General features: G+C 37.2%; 20 protein-coding genes and 1 tRNA gene. 9 read left to right on the forward strand and 12 right to left on the reverse strand.

Annotated elements, in window-relative coordinates:
- The first annotated feature begins 96 nt into the window (after positions 1-96).
- The 3 genes from M902_RS07265 (at position 97) to M902_RS07275 (ending at position 2,561) form a co-directional block, all read left to right on the forward strand.
- Positions 97-1,068, forward strand: a complete 972-nt coding sequence (locus M902_RS07265; RefSeq protein WP_021266808.1) for a D-glycerate dehydrogenase — start codon at positions 97-99, stop codon at positions 1,066-1,068.
- Positions 1,069-1,154: 86 nt separating this feature from the next.
- Positions 1,155-1,835, forward strand: coding sequence for a response regulator transcription factor (locus tag M902_RS07270; protein WP_021266860.1), 681 nt, complete (start codon positions 1,155-1,157; stop codon positions 1,833-1,835).
- A gap of 108 nt (positions 1,836-1,943) precedes the next feature.
- On the forward strand, positions 1,944-2,561 hold the full coding sequence (locus tag M902_RS07275) for a response regulator (protein ID WP_084710481.1): 618 nt from the start codon (positions 1,944-1,946) through the stop codon (positions 2,559-2,561).
- Here the strand turns inward: M902_RS07275 and M902_RS07280 are convergent.
- The 6 genes from M902_RS07280 to tilS form a co-directional block, all read right to left on the reverse strand.
- A complete protein-coding gene (locus M902_RS07280; protein ID WP_198011876.1) occupies positions 2,548-3,957 on the reverse strand; it encodes a S8 family peptidase in 1,410 nt (469 codons plus the stop codon). The genes M902_RS07275 and M902_RS07280 overlap by 14 nt on opposite strands.
- A gap of 220 nt (positions 3,958-4,177) precedes the next feature.
- Positions 4,178-4,570: a glyoxalase/bleomycin resistance/dioxygenase family protein gene (locus M902_RS07285; RefSeq protein WP_021267033.1), complete on the reverse strand. Its 393-nt coding sequence runs from the start codon at positions 4,568-4,570 to the stop codon at positions 4,178-4,180.
- 3 nt (positions 4,571-4,573) lie between these two features.
- Entirely contained in the window at positions 4,574-5,521 is a 948-nt protein-coding gene (locus tag M902_RS07290; RefSeq protein WP_021266640.1) for a serine protease, read from the reverse strand.
- Positions 5,522-5,582: 61 nt separating this feature from the next.
- The gene (locus tag M902_RS07295) at positions 5,583-6,428 is read right to left on the reverse strand and encodes a dihydropteroate synthase (protein ID WP_021266665.1); all 846 of its coding nucleotides are present in this window, start codon (positions 6,426-6,428) and stop codon (positions 5,583-5,585) included.
- A 6-nt stretch (positions 6,429-6,434) separates the two neighbouring features.
- A complete protein-coding gene (gene ftsH / locus M902_RS07300; RefSeq protein ID WP_021267016.1) occupies positions 6,435-8,345 on the reverse strand; it encodes an ATP-dependent zinc metalloprotease FtsH in 1,911 nt (636 codons plus the stop codon).
- Positions 8,346-8,490: 145 nt separating this feature from the next.
- Entirely contained in the window at positions 8,491-9,648 is a 1,158-nt protein-coding gene (gene tilS, locus M902_RS07305; protein ID WP_084710482.1) for a tRNA lysidine(34) synthetase TilS, read from the reverse strand.
- 91 nt (positions 9,649-9,739) lie between these two features.
- Between tilS and M902_RS07310 the strand changes: the two genes are divergently transcribed.
- The 3 genes from M902_RS07310 (at position 9,740) to M902_RS07320 (ending at position 14,088) form a co-directional block, all read left to right on the forward strand.
- Positions 9,740-9,816: transfer RNA gene (locus tag M902_RS07310), tRNA-Met, on the forward strand.
- Between the two features lie 230 nt (positions 9,817-10,046).
- Positions 10,047-11,237 carry a hypothetical protein gene (locus M902_RS07315; RefSeq protein ID WP_021266921.1) on the forward strand — a complete coding sequence of 397 codons (1,191 nt, stop codon included), beginning with the start codon at positions 10,047-10,049 and terminating at the stop codon, positions 11,235-11,237.
- The gene (locus M902_RS07320; protein WP_021266735.1) at positions 11,224-14,088 is read left to right on the forward strand and encodes a hypothetical protein; all 2,865 of its coding nucleotides are present in this window, start codon (positions 11,224-11,226) and stop codon (positions 14,086-14,088) included. Before M902_RS07315 ends, M902_RS07320 begins: the two co-directional genes overlap by 14 nt.
- A 42-nt stretch (positions 14,089-14,130) precedes the next feature.
- Here the strand turns inward: M902_RS07320 and M902_RS07325 are convergent, their stop codons facing one another.
- Entirely contained in the window at positions 14,131-14,646 is a 516-nt protein-coding gene (locus M902_RS07325) for a TetR/AcrR family transcriptional regulator (RefSeq protein ID WP_021266649.1), read from the reverse strand.
- A 129-nt stretch (positions 14,647-14,775) separates the two neighbouring features.
- Between M902_RS07325 and M902_RS07330 the strand changes: the two genes are divergently transcribed.
- Both M902_RS07330 and M902_RS07335 read left to right on the forward strand, forming a co-directional pair.
- The gene (locus M902_RS07330) at positions 14,776-16,398 is read left to right on the forward strand and encodes a YiiX/YebB-like N1pC/P60 family cysteine hydrolase (protein WP_021266704.1); all 1,623 of its coding nucleotides are present in this window, start codon (positions 14,776-14,778) and stop codon (positions 16,396-16,398) included.
- 47 nt (positions 16,399-16,445) lie between these two features.
- A complete protein-coding gene (locus M902_RS07335) occupies positions 16,446-17,201 on the forward strand; it encodes a DUF3050 domain-containing protein (protein WP_021266551.1) in 756 nt (251 codons plus the stop codon).
- On the opposite strand, the gene M902_RS07340 is transcribed toward M902_RS07335, so the two are convergent.
- Positions 17,184-18,140 carry an FAD-dependent oxidoreductase gene (locus M902_RS07340; protein ID WP_021266927.1) on the reverse strand — a complete coding sequence of 319 codons (957 nt, stop codon included), beginning with the start codon at positions 18,138-18,140 and terminating at the stop codon, positions 17,184-17,186. The two genes, M902_RS07335 and M902_RS07340, sit on opposite strands and share 18 nt — an antisense overlap.
- 121 nt (positions 18,141-18,261) lie before the next feature.
- Here M902_RS07340 and M902_RS07345 point away from each other — a divergent pair, with 121 nt between their 5' ends.
- Entirely contained in the window at positions 18,262-20,628 is a 2,367-nt protein-coding gene (locus tag M902_RS07345) for a Tex family protein (protein WP_021266612.1), read from the forward strand.
- A gap of 376 nt (positions 20,629-21,004) precedes the next feature.
- Here M902_RS07345 and M902_RS07350 read toward each other — a convergent pair whose 3' ends face one another.
- From M902_RS07350 to M902_RS16615, 4 genes are all read right to left on the reverse strand, one after another.
- The gene (locus M902_RS07350) at positions 21,005-21,367 is read right to left on the reverse strand and encodes a hypothetical protein (RefSeq protein ID WP_021266782.1); all 363 of its coding nucleotides are present in this window, start codon (positions 21,365-21,367) and stop codon (positions 21,005-21,007) included.
- 160 nt (positions 21,368-21,527) lie between these two features.
- The gene (locus M902_RS07355; protein WP_021266616.1) at positions 21,528-22,049 is read right to left on the reverse strand and encodes a hypothetical protein; all 522 of its coding nucleotides are present in this window, start codon (positions 22,047-22,049) and stop codon (positions 21,528-21,530) included.
- 401 nt (positions 22,050-22,450) lie between these two features.
- Positions 22,451-22,855 (reverse strand): hypothetical protein, encoded by a 405-nt coding sequence (locus tag M902_RS07360; RefSeq protein ID WP_021266629.1) that lies wholly within the window; start codon positions 22,853-22,855, stop codon positions 22,451-22,453.
- 24 nt (positions 22,856-22,879) lie between these two features.
- Positions 22,880-23,150, reverse strand: a 271-nt coding sequence (locus tag M902_RS16615) for a hypothetical protein (protein WP_040314294.1), incomplete at its 5' end; no start/stop codon positions are given.

Below are 23,150 nucleotides of genomic sequence, written 5' to 3' on the forward strand. Positions count from 1 at the left end.
TTTTAAAATGTAGATTGCATATGTAAAATGAAGTTAGCTTACAACGTCTTACATAAAACGAATAGAAAAAATCACTGATCAAAAGCCGAGGAAACCATGCGTCATTTAAAAATTTTCGCTACAGATGTCATCAAAGGTAGTCTATTTGAAGACCTAGTAAAAGAGGGCCACCAATTAACAGTATGGGATCGTACACAAAATGGTGAAATCTCGGAATCTGATATTATAAATAATGCGAAAGAATGTGATGTTATCATTTCAATGCTTAGCAATAAATTAGGTGCAAGAACTTTAGCGCAACTCCCAAATATAAAATTAATATCTCAGTACGCAGTCGGTTTTAATAATATTGATATTAACTTCTGCCAAGAAAATGGCATTAGTGTAACAAACACACCAAATGTTCTAACTAATGCCACAGCAGAATTGGCCATGGCCCTTATGCTCTGTAGTGCAAGAAATATTGAAGCAGCAAGAAAAAATGTTATCGATAAAAAGTGGCAGACTTGGGAGCCATCAGGTTTCATTGGAAAATCACTCTTTAATTTAAAACATGGAATCATTGGTGCAGGGAGAATTGGAACTCAGTTTGCTAAAATGTGCAAAGGGGCCTTTAATCAAGAAATAATCTATACCGGGCCTAATAAGAAGTCAGAAATCGAAGAGACGTGCGATGCAAAATACGTCAACTTACAAACACTTCTCCAAGAAAGCGATATCATTTCAATTCACTGTCCGTATAGTGAAGCCACTCACCAACTCATTAACCAAAGTGCTTTTAAGAGAATGAAAAAAGACATTCTATTAATTAACACTGCCAGAGGTGAAATCATTGACGAAGAGGCCATGTATCATTTCTTCAAAATAAATAATCACGCAATGGCCGGTCTAGATGTCGTCTGTAACGAGCCTTTAGACGACAACTCTCCCCTTCGTGAACTTGATAATATTTTCATTTTGCCACATATTGGTTCGGCCAATGATGTTGCTCGTTCAGATATGGCCCAACTTATTTTTGACAATATTCAATGCTTTGCAAATGGCAAAGATTTAAAAACAAGTGTTTAAGAATCTTATATAAGGTTTACCTAAATTAAGCTGAAGATTTTTTGATATATTTATACATTATATTCATGAATAGAAAGGAGTTATTCATGAAAAAAATCTTAATAATTGATGACGATCAAGAAATCAGAGACCTTCTTAGGGCCTTATTAGAGAGCAATTACAATATCGTTGAAGCGAGTAATCAGGATGAGGCCATCGCAACGGCCTGGCAAGAAAAACCAGACCTCATCCTTCTAGATATCTTATTACAAAATGAGTCTGGCTTTGAAATTTGCTCGCAATTAAAAATGAATGATGAACTTAAAGAAACACCAATTGTTTTTATTTCATCAAAGAATAATGTTAATACGAGAGTTACAGGTTACCAATTAGGTGGAATTAATTTTATTAGCAAACCATTTGAACCATCAGAAGTAAAAAGCATAATTAGCACAACACTTAAATCTGTTAACAATGAAAATGCTCTTGAGGTGATCAATTACCGCGATATTGCATTAAATATCCCATCACAAGAAGTTAAGATCCGTGGAGAAAGAATTCATTTCACATCTTCTGAATTTAAGATCATTCATCTACTTTTGAAGAATGAACAAAGTGTTCTTGCGCGAGAAAAAATACTTAATCATATTGCACCTGATAACCACAAGGTCAATGATCGTATGATAGACACTTATATAAGCTCTATTAGAAAGAAAATTAAGAATTCTAATTTCATTATTAGAAGTGTCTACGGAGAAGGTTATAAAATTCAAGAGGTATCACTGTAAGTCACAACGACTTACAGAATCCTCAAATTACTTATAACTTAATTGAAATTAAGTAAAATTTAGACGACTTGTCCTTCTGTGAGTATTTAAGTCAACTATACTATCATTATGAAAAAGCACATCATGGTTATTGACGACTGCTACGAAACGGCCAAGCTTCTTGCCACTAGCCTCGAGAATACATTTAATTCACATGTTCGCTTTCACACTAATCCCTTTAAGGCCATTGAGGATATACAAGTAATAAAGCTTAATCGTGGTGAAAAGCTCTATATTATCTGTGACTATATGATGCCACAAATGGATGGTATTGAGCTCTATGACGAAATCTCACTGCTTGATAAGGATATGAGCTTTATCCTTATTACAAACGAAAACGATAGCCAAGTTATTGAAGAGGCCGCACGTAAAGGAATCGATCTATTTATTTTAAAACAACAAGGATTTGATGTCGTTATCAATCAGATAAATAAAATAATCAATGACGAAAATAGACTAGGCCGTGACATCATTGAAGTCTTTGAAGTAAGTGATATTGTCCAGGGATACCGAGTCATTGAAAGAGACCATAAGCACTTAAAGCTTTTAACTAAGGATGAAATCCCTAAGAATGCCATCATTAAACTTGAAGGGCACTCTTCTCGTGCCCAAATCTATAAAGTAGATAGTTGTAAAATTGTTGAAAATAATATCGAAGTCGAATGCAGTCCCGTTAAGGCTTCATAAACCTTACTCTGTGGCCAATAATAATTGCAATAATTAAGAAGAGTCCTACAAGCATATTGCTGCCACTGCCACTGCCACTGCCACTATTAACATCTTCAATAGTTCCACAAGCACCACCACTGCTTTTACCACTACTGTAGCCGTCATTAAGTGCGGCCGTACCACCAACTAAGACAGGATCATTATAGCGAAAATTAGCATTTGCAGTTGTTGAAAAGGCCATAGAGACCGCTTCATAAGCATCAACAGCGCCCTTAGCACAAGCGCTACGATCACAATAGAAACTCACTGCTGTTTTAGTGATAATATCTCTTACTTGATCAGGATAGAGAGAAGGGTTTGCTTGAAAGATCATGGCAGCAGTTGCTGAAATAAACCCTGCGGCCATTGACGTTCCATTCATGCGAGAAAAGACTGCTGTGCCCTGTGTTGATTGTCCACTATTAACTGTCGATAGGATACTGTCACCAGGTGCAGCGATATCGACGATACGTCCGTAATTAGAATATGATGAACGAGCTCGTGTTGTTCCAACTGCACCAACTCTTAGAACTCCTCGACAATTAGATGGAGTGTAGAATGAGGCATCGGCATTAGAGTTTCCAGTTGCTACAACAACCACAACTCCCTTCGAGCGAGCAAAATCGATTGATTCCTGCATATAACGACTACAACTTCCTCGTGCTCCAAGTGACATATTAATAACACGAGCAGGGTTAGGATTTGTAGGAACACCAGAGACACTGCCACCAGCGGCCCATCTGAGAGCATCTGCAATGTCTGAAGTTAGCCCACCACAAGCTCCTAGGACTCGCACAGGTACTAGGTTGATATTCTTAGCAGCACCTACAACGCCGTAGCTATTATTAGCACGAGCTCCAATAATCCCGGCCACGTGAGTACCGTGCCAAGTTGATGCATTCGTTCCAGAGTTACAAGATGTTGAAGGAGAGCCATAATCCCCTTCATCATTTGGGTTACTATCGCGACCGCCACCATCTCTTGAGTTATCAGGATCAGAAATAAAGTCATAACCCCCAACCACATTTGAATTAAGATCAAAGTGATCTGTAATTCCTGTATCAATGACAGCGACATTAATTCTTACATCGCTTTCGGAAGTAGCATATTCACGTGCATGGTAGAAAGTATTGTCCAGGTAGTTAGAAAAGTGCCACTGACTTGAATAGTAAGTGTCGTTGTACTCTCCGCCATTTGCAAAGAGCCTTAAATCCTCTTCGACATATTCAACATCATCGCTAAGAGCGTAAGAAGTGAATTGTGAGCTTGGATTAATTTTTGATTTTTCGACACTGCCGTCTTTGTATTTGATGATAAAATTGGCCGAAATATTGGCCGCACTGAAGGCGGCCAAAGCAAGTACTAAAAGTCGCATACTCAATCCTTGAGTTCTTTTATCTTCTTTATAAAGATAGGCCACTGGCATCCTGCCTGAGGCATCTGCCATATAATAAGCACAAACCGTGCCAATTGTTCATATTAGAATATCAGCTACATCCCACGATTCACCTGTCAAAATGACACACACTAGGGCCAGTTTGCGAAGATTTTGGTGTCAGAATCATGACTTAAACAAAATTTAAATTAGCCTAATTTTAATTGGATTCTATTAAGGTAACTTTCCAGCGACGATTGTCAGGATCAGTAATAAAGAAGAATTGCACACCTTCATGCACAAGTATTTCAGGGATTTTTTCATTTGAAAGAATATTAAGATTCTCGCCAGAGCTTTCTAGTCGGTAGTTTACGAACTCGACTTTTTTTTGAAGTTCAATCAACTCATCATAATTATCAACCACGAAGTCAAAGACAATATTATTTCCGACTTGAGCAAGTTTTGGACGTTCGACAACAAGAAAGCGAAGCTCATCATTAAAAACAACTACTGAGTCAGACGCTCCTTCAACTTCAAGATCAAAAACTTCACTTAAAAAAGTTGAAGTTAAATGAGCATTTGAGCTAAATAAAACGATATGACCTAATTTCATCTCTTAATTATTACGGGCCTTTTCAATATCGTCAATGATAGCGCTGATTTTTAACACATATTCTCCATCACATCTATCATCTAGGCAGTGAATAACACGATTACAGCTTAATTCGGTATCCCATTCAAAATCATCATGGCCACGAATAAGAAGGCCAACCATTTTATTGGTCTCTTTTGAATACACTGGGCCACCACTATTGCCACCAAAGGCATCAAGGTTAGTAATGTAAAATAATGGATCTATATCCCTGACGAAGCCGTTATATGAATACTTAGACAAGAAACCATTTGGGTGTCCGATCATATAAACTTCATCCGAAACCTTTAGCTCTTCTTGCTGAATTTCAACAGGCTTCCTACCTCCTTCAACAGGACGATCAAGCTCAATAAGTGCATAATCAAAGGTTTTATCACGGCTCTGGTGATAAGAGAGAATATTCTTACAATTATATACTTGAGAATTAACAAAGTACTGAGTGGCCCCATCACTTCCTAAATCAGATCTTGCATCAAAGATAAAACTTTTGCGATCACATGCTATTTGAGCATTTTGAATACAGTGAGCGGCCGTTAAAACATGTTTTGGCCCAACCAAAACGGCACTGCACTTGCCATAGGCTTTTTGATTTAAAAACTTTTCTTCACCTTCACAGAGTCTTGCTGTTTTCTTAAACTCAACACCTGTTACAGAAAATAGACGGCCAGCAATAACTTCTTTTAAACTCCAGCGGTTCACTAAAATAGCACTAGAATGTGAATTTACTTTAGCTGTCGGATTGTGACCAAGTGTCCCTGAAGCAACATCAACAATATCCAGCTCTCCATAGATAGCCTTATCAAGATTTTTAATAAACTCAGACATATCTCCTATCGTCGGCGATAAGTAAGCTGATGCATTTAATGAAATAAATAGAGTTGTCAGTGAAAGAAGAAATCTAAATCTGTTCATTTTGGCCCTTTATAAAACAATGTTCATATATATAGGCCAAAATGCTAATAAACACGAGTCTTTACGTTAGTTTTGTAATATTTCCAACCTCGTGAACACGAAAGATTAATTCTTCTACCTTATTAAAATCACGTGCAAATTGACTTAGAAAGCTCCAGTGAGGAACTTCGCTAGCGGCCAAAAGAGCCTGTTTATCACCAACTAATTCAGGTGACTCTTCTAAAACAAGTTTTCTTAGAAATGACTTCTTTGAGATTCCAATAAGCCAGCGCTTAGAGAGTGGCGCAATTTCAAAGAGATTATGCAGGAGAGCTAAATTTTGTTCAGTGGTTTTAGAAAATCCGAAACATGGGTCCAATATGATGCGCTTTTGATCAACTTCAGCATGCTTAAACTTTTCAAGGCCTTCTTCAAAAAATCGTTTTATGGATTCAACACTTAAGTTTGAGTCAAGATATTCCATATGATCAAGAGTCTTCTCACGATCAGGAACTAGTGTGTGGCACAAAACATAGTCAAGTGATGGAAAGCTCGTTAAGAGATTAAGACATTCATCATCAATGACACCTGAGACGTCATTCCAAACAATATGATCAAATTGGTGTTCATATTTTTCCAAGAACATCTTCATCGTCTGGGGTTTATAGGTATCAATAGAGATTATTTTAAAACTTTTCAGTGACTCTAAATGTTCATTAAAGTAACGATCAAGACGCTCCCATTCTTCTTTAAAAGTGACAGGATCATTAAAAGGAGCACTACTTTCAGCTCCGATATCCAACGAATAATCAGCAGTTTTAAATTTCTGTAATTGGTTACTCTGATAGTCATAGTTGAGATTTAAATGGCCATCAGAAAAAGAATTAGGGGTAGCATTTACTACCCCTAAAAAAGATATATTAGTCATTTTTAATTATGCTAATTTCGGATCATCAATTGGTTTAGAAACATTTGAGTCACCTGCTGGCTTTTGTGCCGGCGTTGGTCCATTACTTACTTCTTCAACAAGAGGGACACCAATATCTTCACCTGCAATTAATGCTTCAATTTGCTTAGAATCAAGAGTTTCCCAAACAATTAGGCCTTCTGCAATTCTGTCTAGAGCATCGCGATGGTCAGTTAGGATCTTCTTAGCAAGCTTGTAGTTCTCATCTAGGAAGCGAGTGATCTCAGTATCAATTTCACGAGCTGTTTCCTCAGAGTATCCGACACCTTCACTTGGAGCAGTCGAACCAAAAGGAGAACTTCCTGGTTGATGAAAGTTACGCGGTCCCATTTTAGAACTCATCCCCCAAGAGCATACCATGCTTGAAGCAAGTTGAGTTGCACGTTCAATATCATTTGAAGCACCATTTGAGATTTCGTTAAATACGATTTCTTCAGCTACACGTCCACCCATTAGGAAAGCAATGAAATTTTCTGCTTTTTCAAGAGTTAGATTGTGCATATCTTCATTAGGAAGAGTTTGAGTTACACCTAAAGCTCCACCACGAGGCATGATTGATACCTTGTGAATAGGATCTGTCTTTGGAAGATTCATCCCAACAAGAGTGTGTCCTGCTTCATGATAAGCTGTTACTTTTTTCTCAAGGTCTGAAAGTACCATCGACTTTCTCTCAGGCCCCATAAGAACCTTATCTTTAGCTTGTTCAAAATCGATCATTTGAAGAACTTTCTTGCCGTAACGAGCAGCAAATAGCGCAGCTTCGTTAACTAAGTTTGCAAGGTCTGCACCAGTAAAACCAGGAGTTCCCTTTGCAATAACTTCAAGATCAACTGCTGTATCAAGTGGAGTCTTCTTTGTGTGAACCTTTAGAATTCCAAGACGTCCACGAACATCAGGAGGGCCAACAGTTACACGTCTATCAAATCGACCTGGTCTCAGTAGGGCCTTATCAAGTACGTCAATTCTGTTTGTTGCCGCAATAAGGATAACTCCTTCATTTGATTCGAAACCATCCATTTCAACAAGAAGTTGGTTTAGCGTTTGCTCACGCTCATCGTGTCCACCACCCATACCGTGTCCACGGTGGCGTCCAACTGCATCGATCTCATCTATAAAGATAATACAAGGAGCGTTCTTCTTACCCTGTTCAAATAAGTCACGTACACGAGAGGCACCAACACCTACGAACATTTCAACAAAGTCAGAACCTGAGATAGAAAAGAATGGCACACCAGCTTCTCCAGCAACTGCTCTTGCAAGAAGAGTTTTACCAGTACCTGGAGGACCTACAAGGATAACACCTTTAGGAATCTTTCCCCCTAGGTTAGTGTACTTCTTTGGATCTTTTAGGAAGTCGACAACTTCTTCAAGTTCTTCTTTTGCTTCTTCAACACCAGAGACATCTGAAAACGTAACTTTCTTGTCGTGTGGTGAAAGCATACGTGCCTTAGACTTCCCAAAGCTCATGGCCTTTCCACCACCGGCTTGCAGTTGGCGAAGAAAGAAGATAACAATGAGGAATAGGAAAATCATCGGACCCCAGTGCAGCAAGAATGTCGTGATAACATTTTGTTTCTCTTCTGCTTCGTACTCTGGGTAGATTCCGTGCGACTCTAAAATTTTAAAAGTTTCGGCCCCTGTCGTTCCTGTTGCTTCAAACCAAGCACCATTCTCATAGCCGTCCTTAAATTTACCTAAGATCTTATCCTTACCCTTAAGTACAACTTTATCGACATGCTTACCTTTAATAGCACTTACGAAGTCCGGGTATGTAACAGGCTTATATACCTGGCGGCTTTCAGAAGAAATTTTAGCGATGGCCGCAAACATAAGGATTAAGATAATCCATAGGAGGAGTGTTTTGTTTTGTCCTTTCATTAAAATCCTTTTTAATTAATTTTCACATTAACTATTTAATCAAATATTCACTAACTAATTACAATTCTTAATAAAATATAAAGCTACATTGTAACCTCATAGTTATTAAAATGGTATCATTTTCGGTGGTGTCAAGCCTAGTAATTTAAAGCCAAACTAAAACTTTACCCTTTTTACGCCATGAATAATGAACTGGCAGGAGAATTTGCGAAAAGCTCTTGTTTAGATCACCATCCCTATCAGCTATAGGACACTTCTTAAGTGAATGCTTCGCACTTGTGTTATTTGACAAGAATGGAATGCCTTCAGGAATCTGCGAACATTTTAAACTAAAGCTCATCTGCTGGCCCTTTCTTACGACGGCCAAGTGGTTTTTGAAATTGAAAACGCGAACACCACCACTGAAAGTTAACGGGCCAATACTTGATGACTTTATAAGTGAGCGAAGTTTCTCAAATTGTGAATGAGTTTTACCTTTCAATGAATCTGACTGTGATAATATCAGCTGCTCTAGGTCCTCATTAATAACACCATCAAATTCAATGAGAATTCCCCACTCTCTTTTTAAGAGCTTGAAATGATGAATCTCTGCCCTCTCGTCTTTTATGGCCTTAAGTCGATTCATGCGATTACAATAGTGCTTAAGATAACTTGGAAAGCGCTTAGCAATGGAGCTTTTAGTTAAATGCCTTATAAAATTGCGCTCATAACGGGTGTCTTCGTTTGATCGATCCTCAAGCCACTCTAAATTAGTGAGCTTGGCATATTTCAGAATATGATTTTTAGAAAAAGCAAATAATGGCCTATAGATATTGCCATTACGATACGGCATTCCTAAATCAATATGCTTTGCAGACGATTTAAACTGCTGCATAAGTGACCACTCAAAACAGTCATCAAGATGATGGCCAGTAAGTAGCAGCTCATTCTCTCTAAGGCCCGATAATAATAATTGATATCTTTTTTTACGTGCAACTGATTCAAAGTTTTTTGTCTTTAAAGAAAGTTGTTCAACTTTATATGACTTAAATTCTAAATCATATCTCTTAGCGAAATTTGAAATAAGACTAATTTCGTCTTTGATTTCACTTCTTGTGCCATGATCAATATGTAAAAGTCTTAGGTCTTTTGCACCTGCATGAATTAGCATATGGGCCAAAACCATAGAGTCGACTCCTCCACTACATGACACGGCCATGGGAAGGTCAAAATCAAGGCCCATTTCAAGGTTGAATTTTTTGAAGTGAGACATCATTCTGGTTAAGAGATAATGTGATTTATTTTGTTTAGGTTTTATATTCATTGCTATTTTTTTCACAAAATTTAACTTTTTGATAAATTATAATATTGACATACGAGGCGCAAGTTATTAATATCCTAATCAATCGAAATGTGCGAATGTAGCTCAGTTGGTTAGAGCGACGGATTCATATCCCGTAGGTCGGCAGTTCAAATCTGCCCTTTCGCACCATTTTCTTCTTATCTAATTCCAATAAATTATCAATGCTTAAGTAAACACTAAAAACCTGTGTTTGTTCAAGTTTTATACACTGTTTAGCTCTTTAACAGTGTGTTACTAAACTAAATCTCAATACTTACACCACATTTCAGCAGTTTAAACTTTTTACACCCATGAACTTGTTTCATGATACATGGCATCATTCCTGCATCTATTTTAGTATCAAAACAAATAGGAATGACATGATTAAAGCGAAAAACGTAACTAAACATTTAATTTTACTGGCATTAATAGGCCAGGCCCAAGCTTTCGCACAGAACGATTCGGCAAAGATCTTTACAGAAGGACTTAGTTCTTCCCTAAAAGATGCTGGATTTAAAAATGTAGGACTAGAGCTTGGTGCTGATTATGGTGCACTTGATTCAAGAACTGATAAAGGAAGTGTTTATCAAACTAAGATGAATCTTGAGCTAGAAGCTGAGGTAGTAGACAGTGTCGACTTCAACTTCAGTGGTGGTTTTAGCTATCAGTCAGGTAACTCCTCTTCACAAGAAGCTGAGAGAGTAAAAACCTATAAGCCAAAGTTTACTTATGACTATGGGTATTTTGATTTTAGGCCACTTAGTTTTGTTAAAATCAGTGCAGGTGCACTTGATAACTCAACTAAGCGTCAATATATCTCACCATTCATTAACGGTGGTACATCGTTTATTGGTGCTAGAGAAGTTTTGACAACGAAAGTTGGAAATTTTTATTTGCGTCTTCAAGCAACACAGGCCAAACCACAAAATGCAATTTTAAGAGAAACTTTTAATATTGATGATTCAGGTGATCCACAATTCTTCTCTGAATCTGCTGATATCACTTACCTATCAAAATCTTTAAGAATGGGCGGTGCTGTTGGTACTTACCGTTACAAGAAATTATCAGGTGATCTTGCCAATAAAGACTACTACTGGGGGAACTCAGTTAGCATCGGTACACCAATTGATCAAAGTCTTTACCTATATGACTTCACTGGTATGTTTGCAAACGCAAGTGCTGAGATCGCTCTAGGTAGTAATTCTCTTAAGCTTTCTGGATCATATATCAAGAACACTGAAACAGTTGTACCTGTTGATAAGAATACTGGTTATTCATATAGAATCGATTTCAAAACAAATCTGGGTGACAAGAAGTTAACTCTTAAGGCCCTAGCATTTGAAAACCAAGCAGATACAGCTCCAGCATTTTACCGCGGTGGAATCTTCTCAAATGACTACAAAGGTTATGCGGCAGGATTTGGATTAGAAACTCAAAAAGGCTTTAGAACTGAATTTACATATATTAATCGCACTGTACTCGGAAACCTTGACTCAGCGTACTTAATTGATGGTTACAGTGACGAACAAGTTTACACAATCTCCCTAAGGAAAGAATATGACATTTTGTAAGAACATGAAGAACATCACTCTCCTAAGCATTTCAATGCTTGCACTAACGTCGCTAGTTAGTTGTGGAAGTGACACTTCCAACGACGAAAGACAGCAACTTGCAAGAAAGCTTAAAGCTTCTGCAAATGAAAGTGCTCTTGTGTCTGTTTCACGTTTCACTGTAGAAGGTGTTACTGAGGATAAGACATCAATGAAGTCTAGAATCGCTTACGGTAAGACTTTTCACGTAAAAGCATGTCTAAGTTCAAAACTAGGCAAAAGCCTTCAGTATCAAACTTTCTACATTTCAGGAGAAAATTTTCAAACTGTAGAAAAAACTGCTGATAATAATAGTTGTATCTTTTGGGATGAGCCTATCTCAATGGACTATTCACTACCAAACACATATCTACCGATGGGAGAAAGAGTTATTACACTTGCTTCAAGTGCTAATATTTCATATGACCTAAAACTATCGATGAATCAATACACAAATAGTATTATTCATAGAAATAATTATGTAATGAAAACATCTCTTAACAACTCTCGTCTTAGTTCGAATGAGATCATCAATGTTAAGAACGTTAAAATTACGCCAAAAGGTTTTGGTCAAGTTGATCCAAGAAACGATAATTTAATCATTGATCAAAAAGTTGTTGTTAACGGTTGTCTTAACCTTAAGGCCAATGGAAGCTCACTTTCAAATGAGTTCGTTAAGGCAAGACTAATTAACCTTGAAAAACAAGAAAATGGTGAAGATCACGCTGTAACAGAAATGTATGACATCACAGATGGTCAACTTGATGAGTCTGGATGTGGAGAAATCAAGTTCTACCTTGAACACGAGAGATACACGAATACTCGTCGTATTCCTTTTAACCTTGAAATTGAAGTACAAAATGAAACACTTCAAAATGCAAAAGTAACACGTGGACTATGTCTTTACCCATGGTCGAACAATGGTTGGATTTTCGCTGAAGTTTCAAGAACAGGAAAGTGTGAAAAAGATAATAACAATCAAAGAGCAAGACTATTCGTTGATGAAGTTAACTATAGCTTCCTAGGACACGATAATAACAATGGTTTCCACCTAAACAAGAACCTTGATCTAGTAATTGAGAAGTCATTTATCGTTAAGATGTACCCAAAGGTTAACTACGGTAACTACGTACACCACATGAACCCAATTGAGCCTTTCTACCAAGGAAAGCTTAAGCTTGAAGTATACTTTCTAGCTCCACTTCAAGGTGATATTGATTTAACAAACGAGAACAAGCATAAGTTTAAGCTGATCTCTGTTGCTTCACGTGAAGTCGACGTTGAAAACAACCTTCTTAAGGCAAGAATAGATATGCCAATCAAGTTTGTGGACATGCCATATATCCACACAAGAACTTATGCGGCAATTAAGTTATCACCAATTTTAAGAGAAGGAGATGATCCAAGAACTGCACCTCGTCCAGCTTGGGCAGCAGGTACATTCCATGCTTCATCAAAAACATTCCACTCAATCCTTCACACGCAACTTCAAGTGACGGATGAGTTTGAAGCTAAGGATTATACAAATACAAAAATTTCGAAAAAAATGACTGAAATGGTTCAACTAGAAAACTACCTTGAAAAACTATCTAACGATGTAAAAGGTGTTACTAAGAAAGATATCATTGCAGCAAAACTGGCTCCTAGATACAACAAGAGTTCTGAAGCGATCTTCTCAGATGAACTTAAAAAGCACGAGCTTTATGATGAAACAATCAAAGTAGATCACAATGGACTTAATAAGAAACTAATTGAAGAAAATAAGCTAACAGCGAGAGAAATCTCTAAGCTTTATGAAGACCAATACGATGCTGCAACACTTGCAAAACTGTGTGGTACATTCTTTAACCAAGAAAAGACAGGATTAATCTGGAAGACTTACTCAGATTACAATATGAGAAAATGTATTGAGTCTCCATGGGAATTCATGATGATTACTCCAGTAAGTCACGTTCAAGAAATTCTATCTAAGCCAAGAGTTAGTCACTCTAATACTATTAGAATTTCTAAATCGACAGGAAGCGGAACTTACTTTACAGAAAACAGAAGAGTTGGATTCTCACACGGATACAAGACAGGTGTTGGAGCAAAACTTGACTTCAAACTTCCATTTGGTGAAAACTCACCTGTAGGTGGAGGAGTTGGAGTATCAGCTGGTTATGACTGGTCAACTTCATGGTCACTTGATAAGTCAAATGGTGACAATAATAGAAGTGACAACGGACAATCAATTGACCTATACGCTGAAGCAATTACACTAAACTTTGAAGCAAGAACACACCAGTGTTTTATGATCGAAGGGACTTCTAAGTTTAAAGCTGAATGGGTAAGCTCACAAATGTACGGAAGTGGAAATCACGGACTAGGTGGATCACTACAGTACGTAGCTGTAAACAACCCGATTCGTTACAAGGTATGTAAGCCAAAGGCCGGAAAAGAAAGACTTGAAGAAACATGGTACTTTACTGGAGAAGGCTTCCAATTCAACTCAATCCTAAGAGATAGACTTGGAATGACAGAAAACCAATACACAATGATGTTTAGAGGAAGAAAGACACTTTATAAGTTTACTGACTTCTTATCAAAAGCTTCAAGCTCGATGTTTAACATCAAAGAAAGAAAGACTCAGTCACCAGATGTGTATATGCTAGATGTTTACAAGAATTACAAAGAAGCATTTGATAGCAACCACGACTTAATCGATGATCAAGCTATCCCAGGTACGGTTGAGAAGTATGATCCAATTAAGAATGGCGGAGATCACAACTTCTCTGAAGATAATTGTGAGCTTCCACCTGATGAATATAATCATGCATCAGTAGACTTTTGCTAGAAATATAAAGGCCGCTTAGATAAGCGGCCTTTTTTATATAAATTACTTTGCTTCAAAACTATCGTATTTTGAAAAGATATAATCAAGAGTGTCGTCATCCACATCGCGGTAAAGACACACCCCTAACTCCATTAGATAAATTTTTAAATGCTCACGAGGATCAACATTTGGATACTTCTTTTTTAGAAGCTCGAATAACTCGGCCTCGGCCTCCACGATAATATCTGAAAGCTCATTACCGGCACCTTTATTGATCATATAGAGAGCAAGCAGATATGGCATTTGAATAATTTGTTTACGAACAATCTTAATACGCTCGCGAATTCCAACTGAGTTTTCTTGAGAAAGATTAAAGATACGAGAAATCATATACTTCACAGCTTCTTTAAGAATAACGTCCTTCTCCTTGCCTAAATAATAATAGATGAGGGAGCGAGTTACGTCGGCCTCTTTTGCCACCTCAGCGATTTTCCAATTCAGGTGTCCCTTAGCAACTTCTAATTTTGTTACTGCGTTTAAAATTCGATAATGTACTTCTTCACTTTTATTGCTTGTCATAAATAAATCTCTCTATACTTGATAATAATACTTAAGTTTTAAAAGGTAAAATCCGATAAAAATTTATTGAGTCATGTTCAATTTTGATTATTTAGTTTATTGAAGTTTTCAGATTTATGGGGGAAAAGTATGAAAAATCAGAAACTTACAGGTATCGCAGGAGCACTTCTCTTCTCGACACTAATAGCTTCCTGTAATCAAAAGTCCTATCGAATGCCTAGCTCCTTAAAGAGCTCGAATTTTGACTCCCTGATGCACGAGATGCATACTCAAGTCTCTAAAAGCGTAAAATCCCCTGCTGAATGTGCGACTAAGACTAAACATTACTACAACAAGCTCTTTTCGATAAAATCAACAGATATCGATTTTTCAGAATTTTCTCAATTTCAGATGCAGGATTTTGTGAACGCATCTTTCAATATTCGATTGGATCTCAAAGAGAAACTTAAAGATCTCAATAGCTCAAATGGTCTCGATCAAGATGAAAAAGAGTGTCTAAAAGGCGTTAAAGATACCTTTAGGGCCCTTCGATATCTTGAAGACTACTTTATCGAGTCATACTACGCATCAAGGCCAAAAGGTAAAGTTCCTCGCAAATTTACAACCCTAAACTTTGACGGTGACTCTCCTATTCATTTCATGGTTAACCCAGAATATAGCTTTGCAGGCCCGGCCGATCTCAAATCCGGAGATATTATACTTTCTCGAGGTAATGCCTATTCAAGCGCTGCTATCGCAAGAATCGGCGACGATGACCATCAATTCTCACACTTAACATTAGTTTATAAAGATAAGAAGACTGGAGAGCTTTTTACGTCAGAGGCCCATATTGAAGTCGGGAATGTGGCCGCTCCATTTCAAGTTCACCTTGACCAGGCAAACTCTCGTACCGTGGTCTTTCGTCACAAAGACGCTAAACTAGCACACCTTGCGGCCAAAGAGATGCACGAGCGATTCACAAACTTCACAAATAAAAACAAAGAAAATATCCCATATGATTTTGCCATGGATTACACAGATGACTCACAAATCTTTTGTTCGGAAGTTATCTATCATGGATACAAAGTCGCCAACTCGAAGCTAAATGGCACAGATATGGATATACCAGAGTTTAAAACAACATTTAATCCGGCCCTTCTCTCATTTCTACAAGACTTTGGGCTTAAGGTAACAAAAGAAAATATCTCAAAATTTAAAACTTTTGGACCTGGAGAGATTCAATTTGATTCTCGTTTTGATCTTGTTGCCGAATGGAGAAACCCAGATAAACTCAAAGATACACGCTATAAAGATGCGATTCTATCAAAGATCTTTGAATGGATGGAAAAAGAAAAGTATGAATTTGATCCAAGCTTTGGCACAAAATTAGGAAATGACTTTGCTTGGCTTGCTCGCCGCTCTGTTATCAGTCGAGGGATTATCAAATTTGTAGCAGATGTAAATCTTGAAGAAAAATTTCCTCTTAATTTAGGTTCAAAACAAATCGATCTTTTCGTGGTTCTAGATCAAGTTGGAGAAAAACTCTACGACAGAATCACTCAGGCAGAAAAACAGGCCGGTGGAATTCTCTCATTTAATGAAATGTTTTATGAGCTTGAGGCTTACCGGAAAGAAGACGCAGCAAAGTATGAAAAATATATTGAAGATAAGAAGTATAATCAGAGACTTCAGATGCAAGGTGGACGACGCAACGGTCCACGTAGACGTCGCTCATTAACAAGACCTGATTTTCATCACTTATTTCATAATTAAGATTCTAAGCTTTATGAAAGAGATATTTTAAGCTATATTGGCCGCATATGAAAACGGTCAATATAGCAATTCAAAACGCCCATAATGAGCTTTGTGCTCACCCACTTTATACAAATATCAATGATATTGAAGATGTAAAAATTCTGATGAAATGGCATGTCTTTGCTGTGTGGGATTTTATGTCTCTTTTAAAAGGTCTACAAAGAGAAGTTACATGTGTGACAACTCCGTGGATGCCCTCTAAGTATGATAAAGAATGCGTACGTTTTATCAATGAAATCGTTCTTGGTGAAGAAAGTGATGAGGACTTAAATGGAGGCCATATTGATCACTTCACAATGTACTTAAATGCTATGAAAGAAGTTGGTGCAGATACTGCTCCGATCGAAAATTTCTTTAAGGATTTTTCTTTTGAAGAACTTCCACAAGAGATTGCAAAATTTACGGCATTTAACCTAAACCTAGTAACAAATGCGCACCCAAGTGCTGTTGCTTCAGCATTCTTCTATGGAAGAGAGAACTTGATCCCAGATCTATTTCAACCATTTGTTAATGTTTTAGAAGAAAAAAATATTAATGCTCCTTATTTTAAACACTACCTAGTTCGCCATATTGAACTTGATGGTGACGAACACGGAGACCTTGCAGGAAAGCTTCTAACACAGCTTTGTGACTCTAAGGAAAAAGAAGATCAAGCAACTCAAATTGCACTTGATTCCCTAAAGCTTCGCACACAAATGTGGGACTACGTTCTTGAAGAGATTAGAGCAAACCGTTCAGAGAATCTAGAGCCTATCCACTAAATCTTTGGCCAAGGAAATACCTGCACTCCAACCATTCTTATAAAGGGCATTAAGAGCGTAGATACCTTCTCTAACCTCTCCACAAAAAGGAGTACGCCTCTTACCTTTATGGCGAATACCTGTGTGAATATTCGGCTTATCAAGCTTTGAAAATTCAGGAAATAAGTCTTGGAATATTTCTAACTTTTCATATACCTCTTTAGGAGAATGAAGATGACTAAGGCCTTCTATAGAATTTGCCCCGAAAAGTAGAAGATTATCTTGAGCGCGGTAAATTAAATTATAGTGGCCACGAGAAAGAACAAATGAATCTTCATTTAAGTCAATATCCCAGCTAAAATAAGTCCCCTTAACTGGCTTGCCTTCAGGAAGATTCTTATCTTTGAAGATTAGTGATGTATAAGCGCTAGTAGCAAGAATAATCTTAGTAGCTTCAAAGTGACCAAGGCTTGTTTGCACTTCACCTTTATTAACTGCAGTCACTCTAGCTTTTATTATTTTAACATCACTCTTAAAAAAGCCTAAAAGTTCACGAGGATTAATAACATATGCATCCTTAGCAACCATCTTCTGATTCTTAAAGTTAACAAAGTCAGTTCCATAGCGGGCCTCAAATTGCTTGAATTTTAAAGGGTCATCCTTAATATTAGGCGGTAAATAATATTGTTTACAAGAATAGACACCTGGAGGTTGTTCTTTTTCAACAAAGTTTTTTAAAAATTCATGAGCGTGAAAGAGAATATCACCAAGTTTTGAGATTCCTTCTTCAAATAGACCAAAGGAAACAACACTTGTCGTTCGAGTGGAACATGCAGGAAAGCCTTCATCATCAAAGACTTGGGCGATCTTAGCATTTGGGTACTTCTTCGTTAGAAAATATAAAATGGCGCGGCCTGCAATACCATCACCAACTACAATATAGTCATAATATTTTTTCATAAATACTTCTTACATCAATATTTTTAAGTTAACCAGTCGATTTTACTCAAGTTTTTAATTGTCATTCCAAATTCAATAACTATACAATTTTAATTCAAATTTAGTTAATGGAGTATGAATTATGTCAGAGACGACAACAACAGCCGCAAAAAACCCAATGGACGTTATTGACCAAAATGCAGTCCTCTTTTGTGTAGACAACACAGAAATCACAGCAAAACAAATTATGGCCGTTCTTGCCATGTTACTTGTTGAAGACTGTACTGTCCCATTCATCACACGTTACCGTAAAGATAAAACAGGTGGTTTAGATGAAGAACAAATCCGTCTAATCCAAGAAAAATACGACGAATATATCGAGCGTGAAAAGCGCCGTGCTTTCATTCTTGAGGCCATCACTAAACAAGAGATGATGACACCTGAGATTGAAAAGAAGATTAAGGCCGCAACAAATATCAACCAACTTGAAGATATCTACGCGCCATTTAAGTCAAAGAGAAAAACAAAAGCTCAAATCGCGAAAGAAGCAGGACTTGAGCCATTTGCTATTCTTATGAAGACATCAAAACTACCAATGCCAGAGCTTGCTAAAGAAGCACTGAAATTCATCAATAAAGAAAAGAAAGTTGCAACTTTTGAAGATGTATTAAAGGGTGCATGCGATATCATCATTGAAGAAATCGCTCACGATACAGAGCTTAAGGAAACTCTTCGTAATGACTACTGGGCGCAGGCGATGATTAAATCATCTCCAAGAAAGGGTTATGAAGAAATCAAAGACTGGCAAAAATATAAAGACTACTTTGAGTACGAGCAAAAGGTTGCAGATCTTCGTGATCCAAAAGCGGCCCACAGATTCCTAGCAATCCGTCGCGCTCAAACAGAAAAGATTCTAAAAGTAGAAATCGTTTTTGATGAAGAATATGCAAATAATATGATTCTATCAAAGCACTTTGCAGACACAAGTGTGACTAGCTACAAGGCCCTTGTTGACTGTGCTTCAAAAGCATATAAGAACTATATCCACTCTTCACTTGATCTAGAGATCAAAGGAGAACTTAAGAAGCTTTCTGATGAATCAGCAATTGATGTATTTGGTGTAAACCTTAAAAACCTACTTCTTCAACCATACCTTGGTTCTAAGACAGTACTTGCACTTGACCCAGGTGTTGTTACAGGATGTAAAACGGTTGTTGTAGATAACACTGGTAAGTTTGTTGTTGATACAGTTGTTTACCCTCACCCACCTAGAAATCAGGTTCGTGAGTCGGCAACAATTCTTAATGCAATGATTGAACAATTCAATGTTGAATATATCGCAATTGGAAATGGAACTTTTGGACGTGAGACTCTTCAATTTGTTGAAGATAACGTCACAGCAGTAAAAGACGGAAAGGTTAAAGCAACAATGATCTCAGAAGATGGTGCTTCAATCTATTCAGCTTCACCTATTGCAAAGAAAGAATTCCCTGATAAAGATGCAACGGTAAGAGGAGCAATTTCAATTGGACGTCGTTTCCAAGACCCACTTGCAGAGCTTGTAAAGATTGATCCTAAATCAATTGGTGTTGGTCAATACCAACACGATGTTAACCAAGTTAGACTTAAAAAGTCACTAGACGGTGTTGTTGAGAGTTGTGTAAACTTCGTTGGTGTTGATATTAACACTGCTTCAGCTCCTCTACTTTCATTTATCTCTGGTATTGGGCCAACAGTTGCTGGAAATATTGTTAAGCACAGAGATAAGAACGGATTATTCTCAGATAGAAGCGATATCCTAAAAGTTTCACGTTTCACAGATAAGGTCTTCCAACAAGCTGCTGGTTTCCTTCGAGTCTACAATGGTGCAAACCCATTAGATGCAACATTTATTCACCCAGAAAACTACGACATGTTAGAAAACTGGGCACAATCTAAGGGATTCACTTTAGAGCAACTAACAACTGATAACGCTGTTGCAAACCAACTTAAGTCAGATAAGTCTCTAATCGCAGAGCTTGGTGAATTCACTGTAAACGACATTTATAAGTCACTAACAGCACCTTCTCAAGATCCACGTACAGAATTTAAGACAACGGAATTCAGAAAAGATGCACGTGAAATCAAAGATATCAAAATTGGTGAGCGCTACCCAGGTATCGTAAAAAATATCACTCAATTTGGTGCCTTCGTCGACATCGGAATTAAAGAGAACGGTCTTGTGCACGTTTCACAAATGGCAGACCACTTTGTTGATAATGCTCTTGATGTTCTTAAAGTAGGTCAAGAAGTTTCAGCTGTTGTTCTTGATGTTGATATGGATAGAAAGCGTATTGCACTTTCTCTTAAATCAGATGGTGCTGAAGAAGCGAAAACTTATGAGCGCCCTTCAGGTGGCCCTCGCCAGAGCAAGCCTCGCGGTGGTGGAAAGCCTAAGATGCCAAAGCAAAACGATGCACCTTTAAAGAATAATGCATTTGCGGCACTTGCTGGCTTTAAAGTTAAGTAGCCGCGGTCATCTTGCCAAAGGCAAGATTTGACGCTGCTACAGGCCCCCGGTCTTTAGCTAATAAATTGATTCATCAAGCCTGCGTTTATGCAGGCTTTGATGTTTCAGGGCCAATGGGAAAGATAACCTCATTGAGCAGATGAGCAGATGGCGCAGATGGGGCGCGGGTACCAATCGAGATTACAAAGAGTTACTCTTCAAATAAAGAAGATAAAGAGACATATATAAAAAATATTAAAAAAAGAAGACATAAATACAATGCCTTAACTAAAAGAATAATAAAAAAGGCCCAAAAAGAGCCTTAGATATTTATTTTTTAGGAGTTAAGTACCTGAAATCTTCATTGGTACCCGCGCCCCTCTTATTGCTCTTATTATTAATCAATTCTTTCTAGGTTTACTCTTAGTCCCATTCCAGTGTTAAGATCGATTGTGATCATATCCTGAATCCCCATTTGCTTCCAAAAAACGAGATCTACTTTGTGGTTTTCTTCTTCATAGATCATGCAGCTAAAAACAATAGTGCCATTTGAAACACGGTCTTTTTCACAAGTTGTATCAACTTGAAGCTCGCCAGCATAATTCATCTTTAGATTATACTTCTCACCTGCTACGATTTCTGTAACTTCAACATTCTCATTTCCAACAAGGGCCTGATCCATTTCATTTTGCCCCTTATAAGTTGCAGAATGAGCTGAAAGTGCAGTTAATGACAATAGCACCAGTAACAATCTTTTCATAATTGTCCTCCATTATTTTTCTTCATCTTAAATCTTTAAGTAAACAATTTCAGAATACATCGCTATGGAAAAAAAGGTGAAAAGTTGAAATATTTATAAATATGAACAAAGAATAATCTATGCTAACTACTGGAAATCTCGATTCGTACCCGCGCCCCTTTTAGTGATCAATATCAAGAACAGGTGCAACAACACCTGCTATTTCGGTTAAAATTTGTGAGTCATTTGCCATGTTAAAAGTGCAGTTATTATATACATTTCTCACACCTTCACTATTAACAACATAATAATTGTCACCCTTTTTTGTAACAGACTTTGGTTTTTCACCGTTAAGATGCAATATATAATCAAAAACATTTTTATAATCAGAAGAACAAAGACCAAGAGACATTATGACACTAGATAAATTATAAAAGTCAAAACCTGCAATATTAAGCTTTTCATAATTTTCAAAACCGTACTTTACAATATCGAATAACAATTCGATAGACCCTTCACTTGAATTAGTGAACTTCACACTAAAGTCATCATCGACATCCTGTGCATATTTAGAGATAGCAACGTTTAGCATTGAACCAAGTCTTGTTAAACTTCGACCTAAAGTCAACATATCCATAGTACCATCATCGACAGCAGAACCACTGTAAGCAATAATACATGAATACTTATCTAAATTAGTCATAACAATTTCCCCTATGTATTTCTTATCGGAACTTATGAGCTCATTCTATAGACTACGAACGCGATAATATAAATGTCCATTAAACAAGCACTTAAAAGCACATATATAATTTCATCTAAAGAGATAGAATAGATTTTAGGAAACTGTTTGGAATGCAATGAATAAATTTAAGCCTGGGTCTGCTCCCGGCCTTTATATTTTCAAACTAATTCATAGCATTGATTGAAATATCAACAGCCTGGACCTTAATATCAATATAAGGAGCGCGGGTTCCAATCGAGATTTCATAATGTTGGCCGTCCTATAGAGTCAATCGAGCTAACAATGAAAAAACTATTGAGATATTAAATTAGAAAAAAGGGCCTAGTCATAGGCCCTTTTTTGTCTTGCTTGTTTTTTAATTATTCACAATCAGGAACCTTTTTCTTAACAGATCGAATCAGGCTTTTTACCCAAGAACCAAACAAAGGCTTCTTAGTAACTCGAATCGATTCTTTTTGTGAATACTCAGCTTCACCATCTCTTAGAAAAGACTCATGCATAGAAATACTAGTATATGCACCTCTATACTTATGAAGGTCTGAAAAGATAGTCATATAATTTACAGCACCATTAGATGGTAAATCCTCGATACTCTTAACTTCTGTAAATGTATAACCCTTATCTTCAAAAACTTTTAGAACTTTTTCTGTAATGTCGACGCGTCCATCTAGCTCAGACAGAACTAAGTAGTTGTGACAGCTATCACTTGCAAAAACATTAGAAATTAAAGTTAATACTAGTAATGATTTTTTAAAAAAATTCATCTTACTTCTCCTTATGTTAATTTATTAATCAATTCTTTCGAGGTTTACTCTTAGGCCCATTCCAGTGTTAAGATCGATTGTGATCATATCCTGGATACCCATTTGCTTCCAAAATACGAGATCGACTTTGTGGTTTTCTTCTTCATAGATCATGCAGCTAAAAACAATAGTGCCATTTGAAACACGGTCTTTTTCACAAGTTGTATCAACTTGAAGCTCGCCAGCATAATTCATCTTTAGATTATACTTCTCACCTGCTACGATTTCTGTAACTTCAACATTCTCATTTCCAACA

This window comes from Bacteriovorax sp. BAL6_X, assembly GCF_000443995.1.
GTDB lineage: Bacteria > Bdellovibrionota > Bacteriovoracia > Bacteriovoracales > Bacteriovoracaceae > Halobacteriovorax_A.

Bases quoted from the DNA above. Each gene is read 5' to 3' on its own strand.
- M902_RS07265 (WP_021266808.1), top strand. From the start codon at position 97: ATGCGTCATTTAAAAATTTTCGCTACAGATGTCATCAAAGGTAGTCTA.
- M902_RS07270 (WP_021266860.1), top strand. From the start codon at position 1,155: ATGAAAAAAATCTTAATAATTGATGACGATCAAGAAATCAGAGACCTT.
- M902_RS07275 (WP_084710481.1), top strand. From the start codon at position 1,944: ATGAAAAAGCACATCATGGTTATTGACGACTGCTACGAAACGGCCAAG.
- M902_RS07280 (WP_198011876.1), bottom strand. From the start codon at position 3,957: ATGCGACTTTTAGTACTTGCTTTGGCCGCCTTCAGTGCGGCCAATATT.
- M902_RS07285 (WP_021267033.1), bottom strand. From the start codon at position 4,570: ATGAAATTAGGTCATATCGTTTTATTTAGCTCAAATGCTCATTTAACT.
- M902_RS07290 (WP_021266640.1), bottom strand. From the start codon at position 5,521: ATGAACAGATTTAGATTTCTTCTTTCACTGACAACTCTATTTATTTCA.
- M902_RS07295 (WP_021266665.1), bottom strand. From the start codon at position 6,428: ATGACTAATATATCTTTTTTAGGGGTAGTAAATGCTACCCCTAATTCT.
- ftsH (WP_021267016.1), bottom strand. From the start codon at position 8,345: ATGAAAGGACAAAACAAAACACTCCTCCTATGGATTATCTTAATCCTT.
- tilS (WP_084710482.1), bottom strand. From the start codon at position 9,648: ATGAATATAAAACCTAAACAAAATAAATCACATTATCTCTTAACCAGA.
- M902_RS07315 (WP_021266921.1), top strand. From the start codon at position 10,047: ATGATTAAAGCGAAAAACGTAACTAAACATTTAATTTTACTGGCATTA.
- M902_RS07320 (WP_021266735.1), top strand. From the start codon at position 11,224: ATGACATTTTGTAAGAACATGAAGAACATCACTCTCCTAAGCATTTCA.
- M902_RS07325 (WP_021266649.1), bottom strand. From the start codon at position 14,646: ATGACAAGCAATAAAAGTGAAGAAGTACATTATCGAATTTTAAACGCA.
- M902_RS07330 (WP_021266704.1), top strand. From the start codon at position 14,776: ATGAAAAATCAGAAACTTACAGGTATCGCAGGAGCACTTCTCTTCTCG.
- M902_RS07335 (WP_021266551.1), top strand. From the start codon at position 16,446: ATGAAAACGGTCAATATAGCAATTCAAAACGCCCATAATGAGCTTTGT.
- M902_RS07340 (WP_021266927.1), bottom strand. From the start codon at position 18,140: ATGAAAAAATATTATGACTATATTGTAGTTGGTGATGGTATTGCAGGC.
- M902_RS07345 (WP_021266612.1), top strand. From the start codon at position 18,262: ATGTCAGAGACGACAACAACAGCCGCAAAAAACCCAATGGACGTTATT.
- M902_RS07350 (WP_021266782.1), bottom strand. From the start codon at position 21,367: ATGAAAAGATTGTTACTGGTGCTATTGTCATTAACTGCACTTTCAGCT.
- M902_RS07355 (WP_021266616.1), bottom strand. From the start codon at position 22,049: ATGACTAATTTAGATAAGTATTCATGTATTATTGCTTACAGTGGTTCT.
- M902_RS07360 (WP_021266629.1), bottom strand. From the start codon at position 22,855: ATGAATTTTTTTAAAAAATCATTACTAGTATTAACTTTAATTTCTAAT.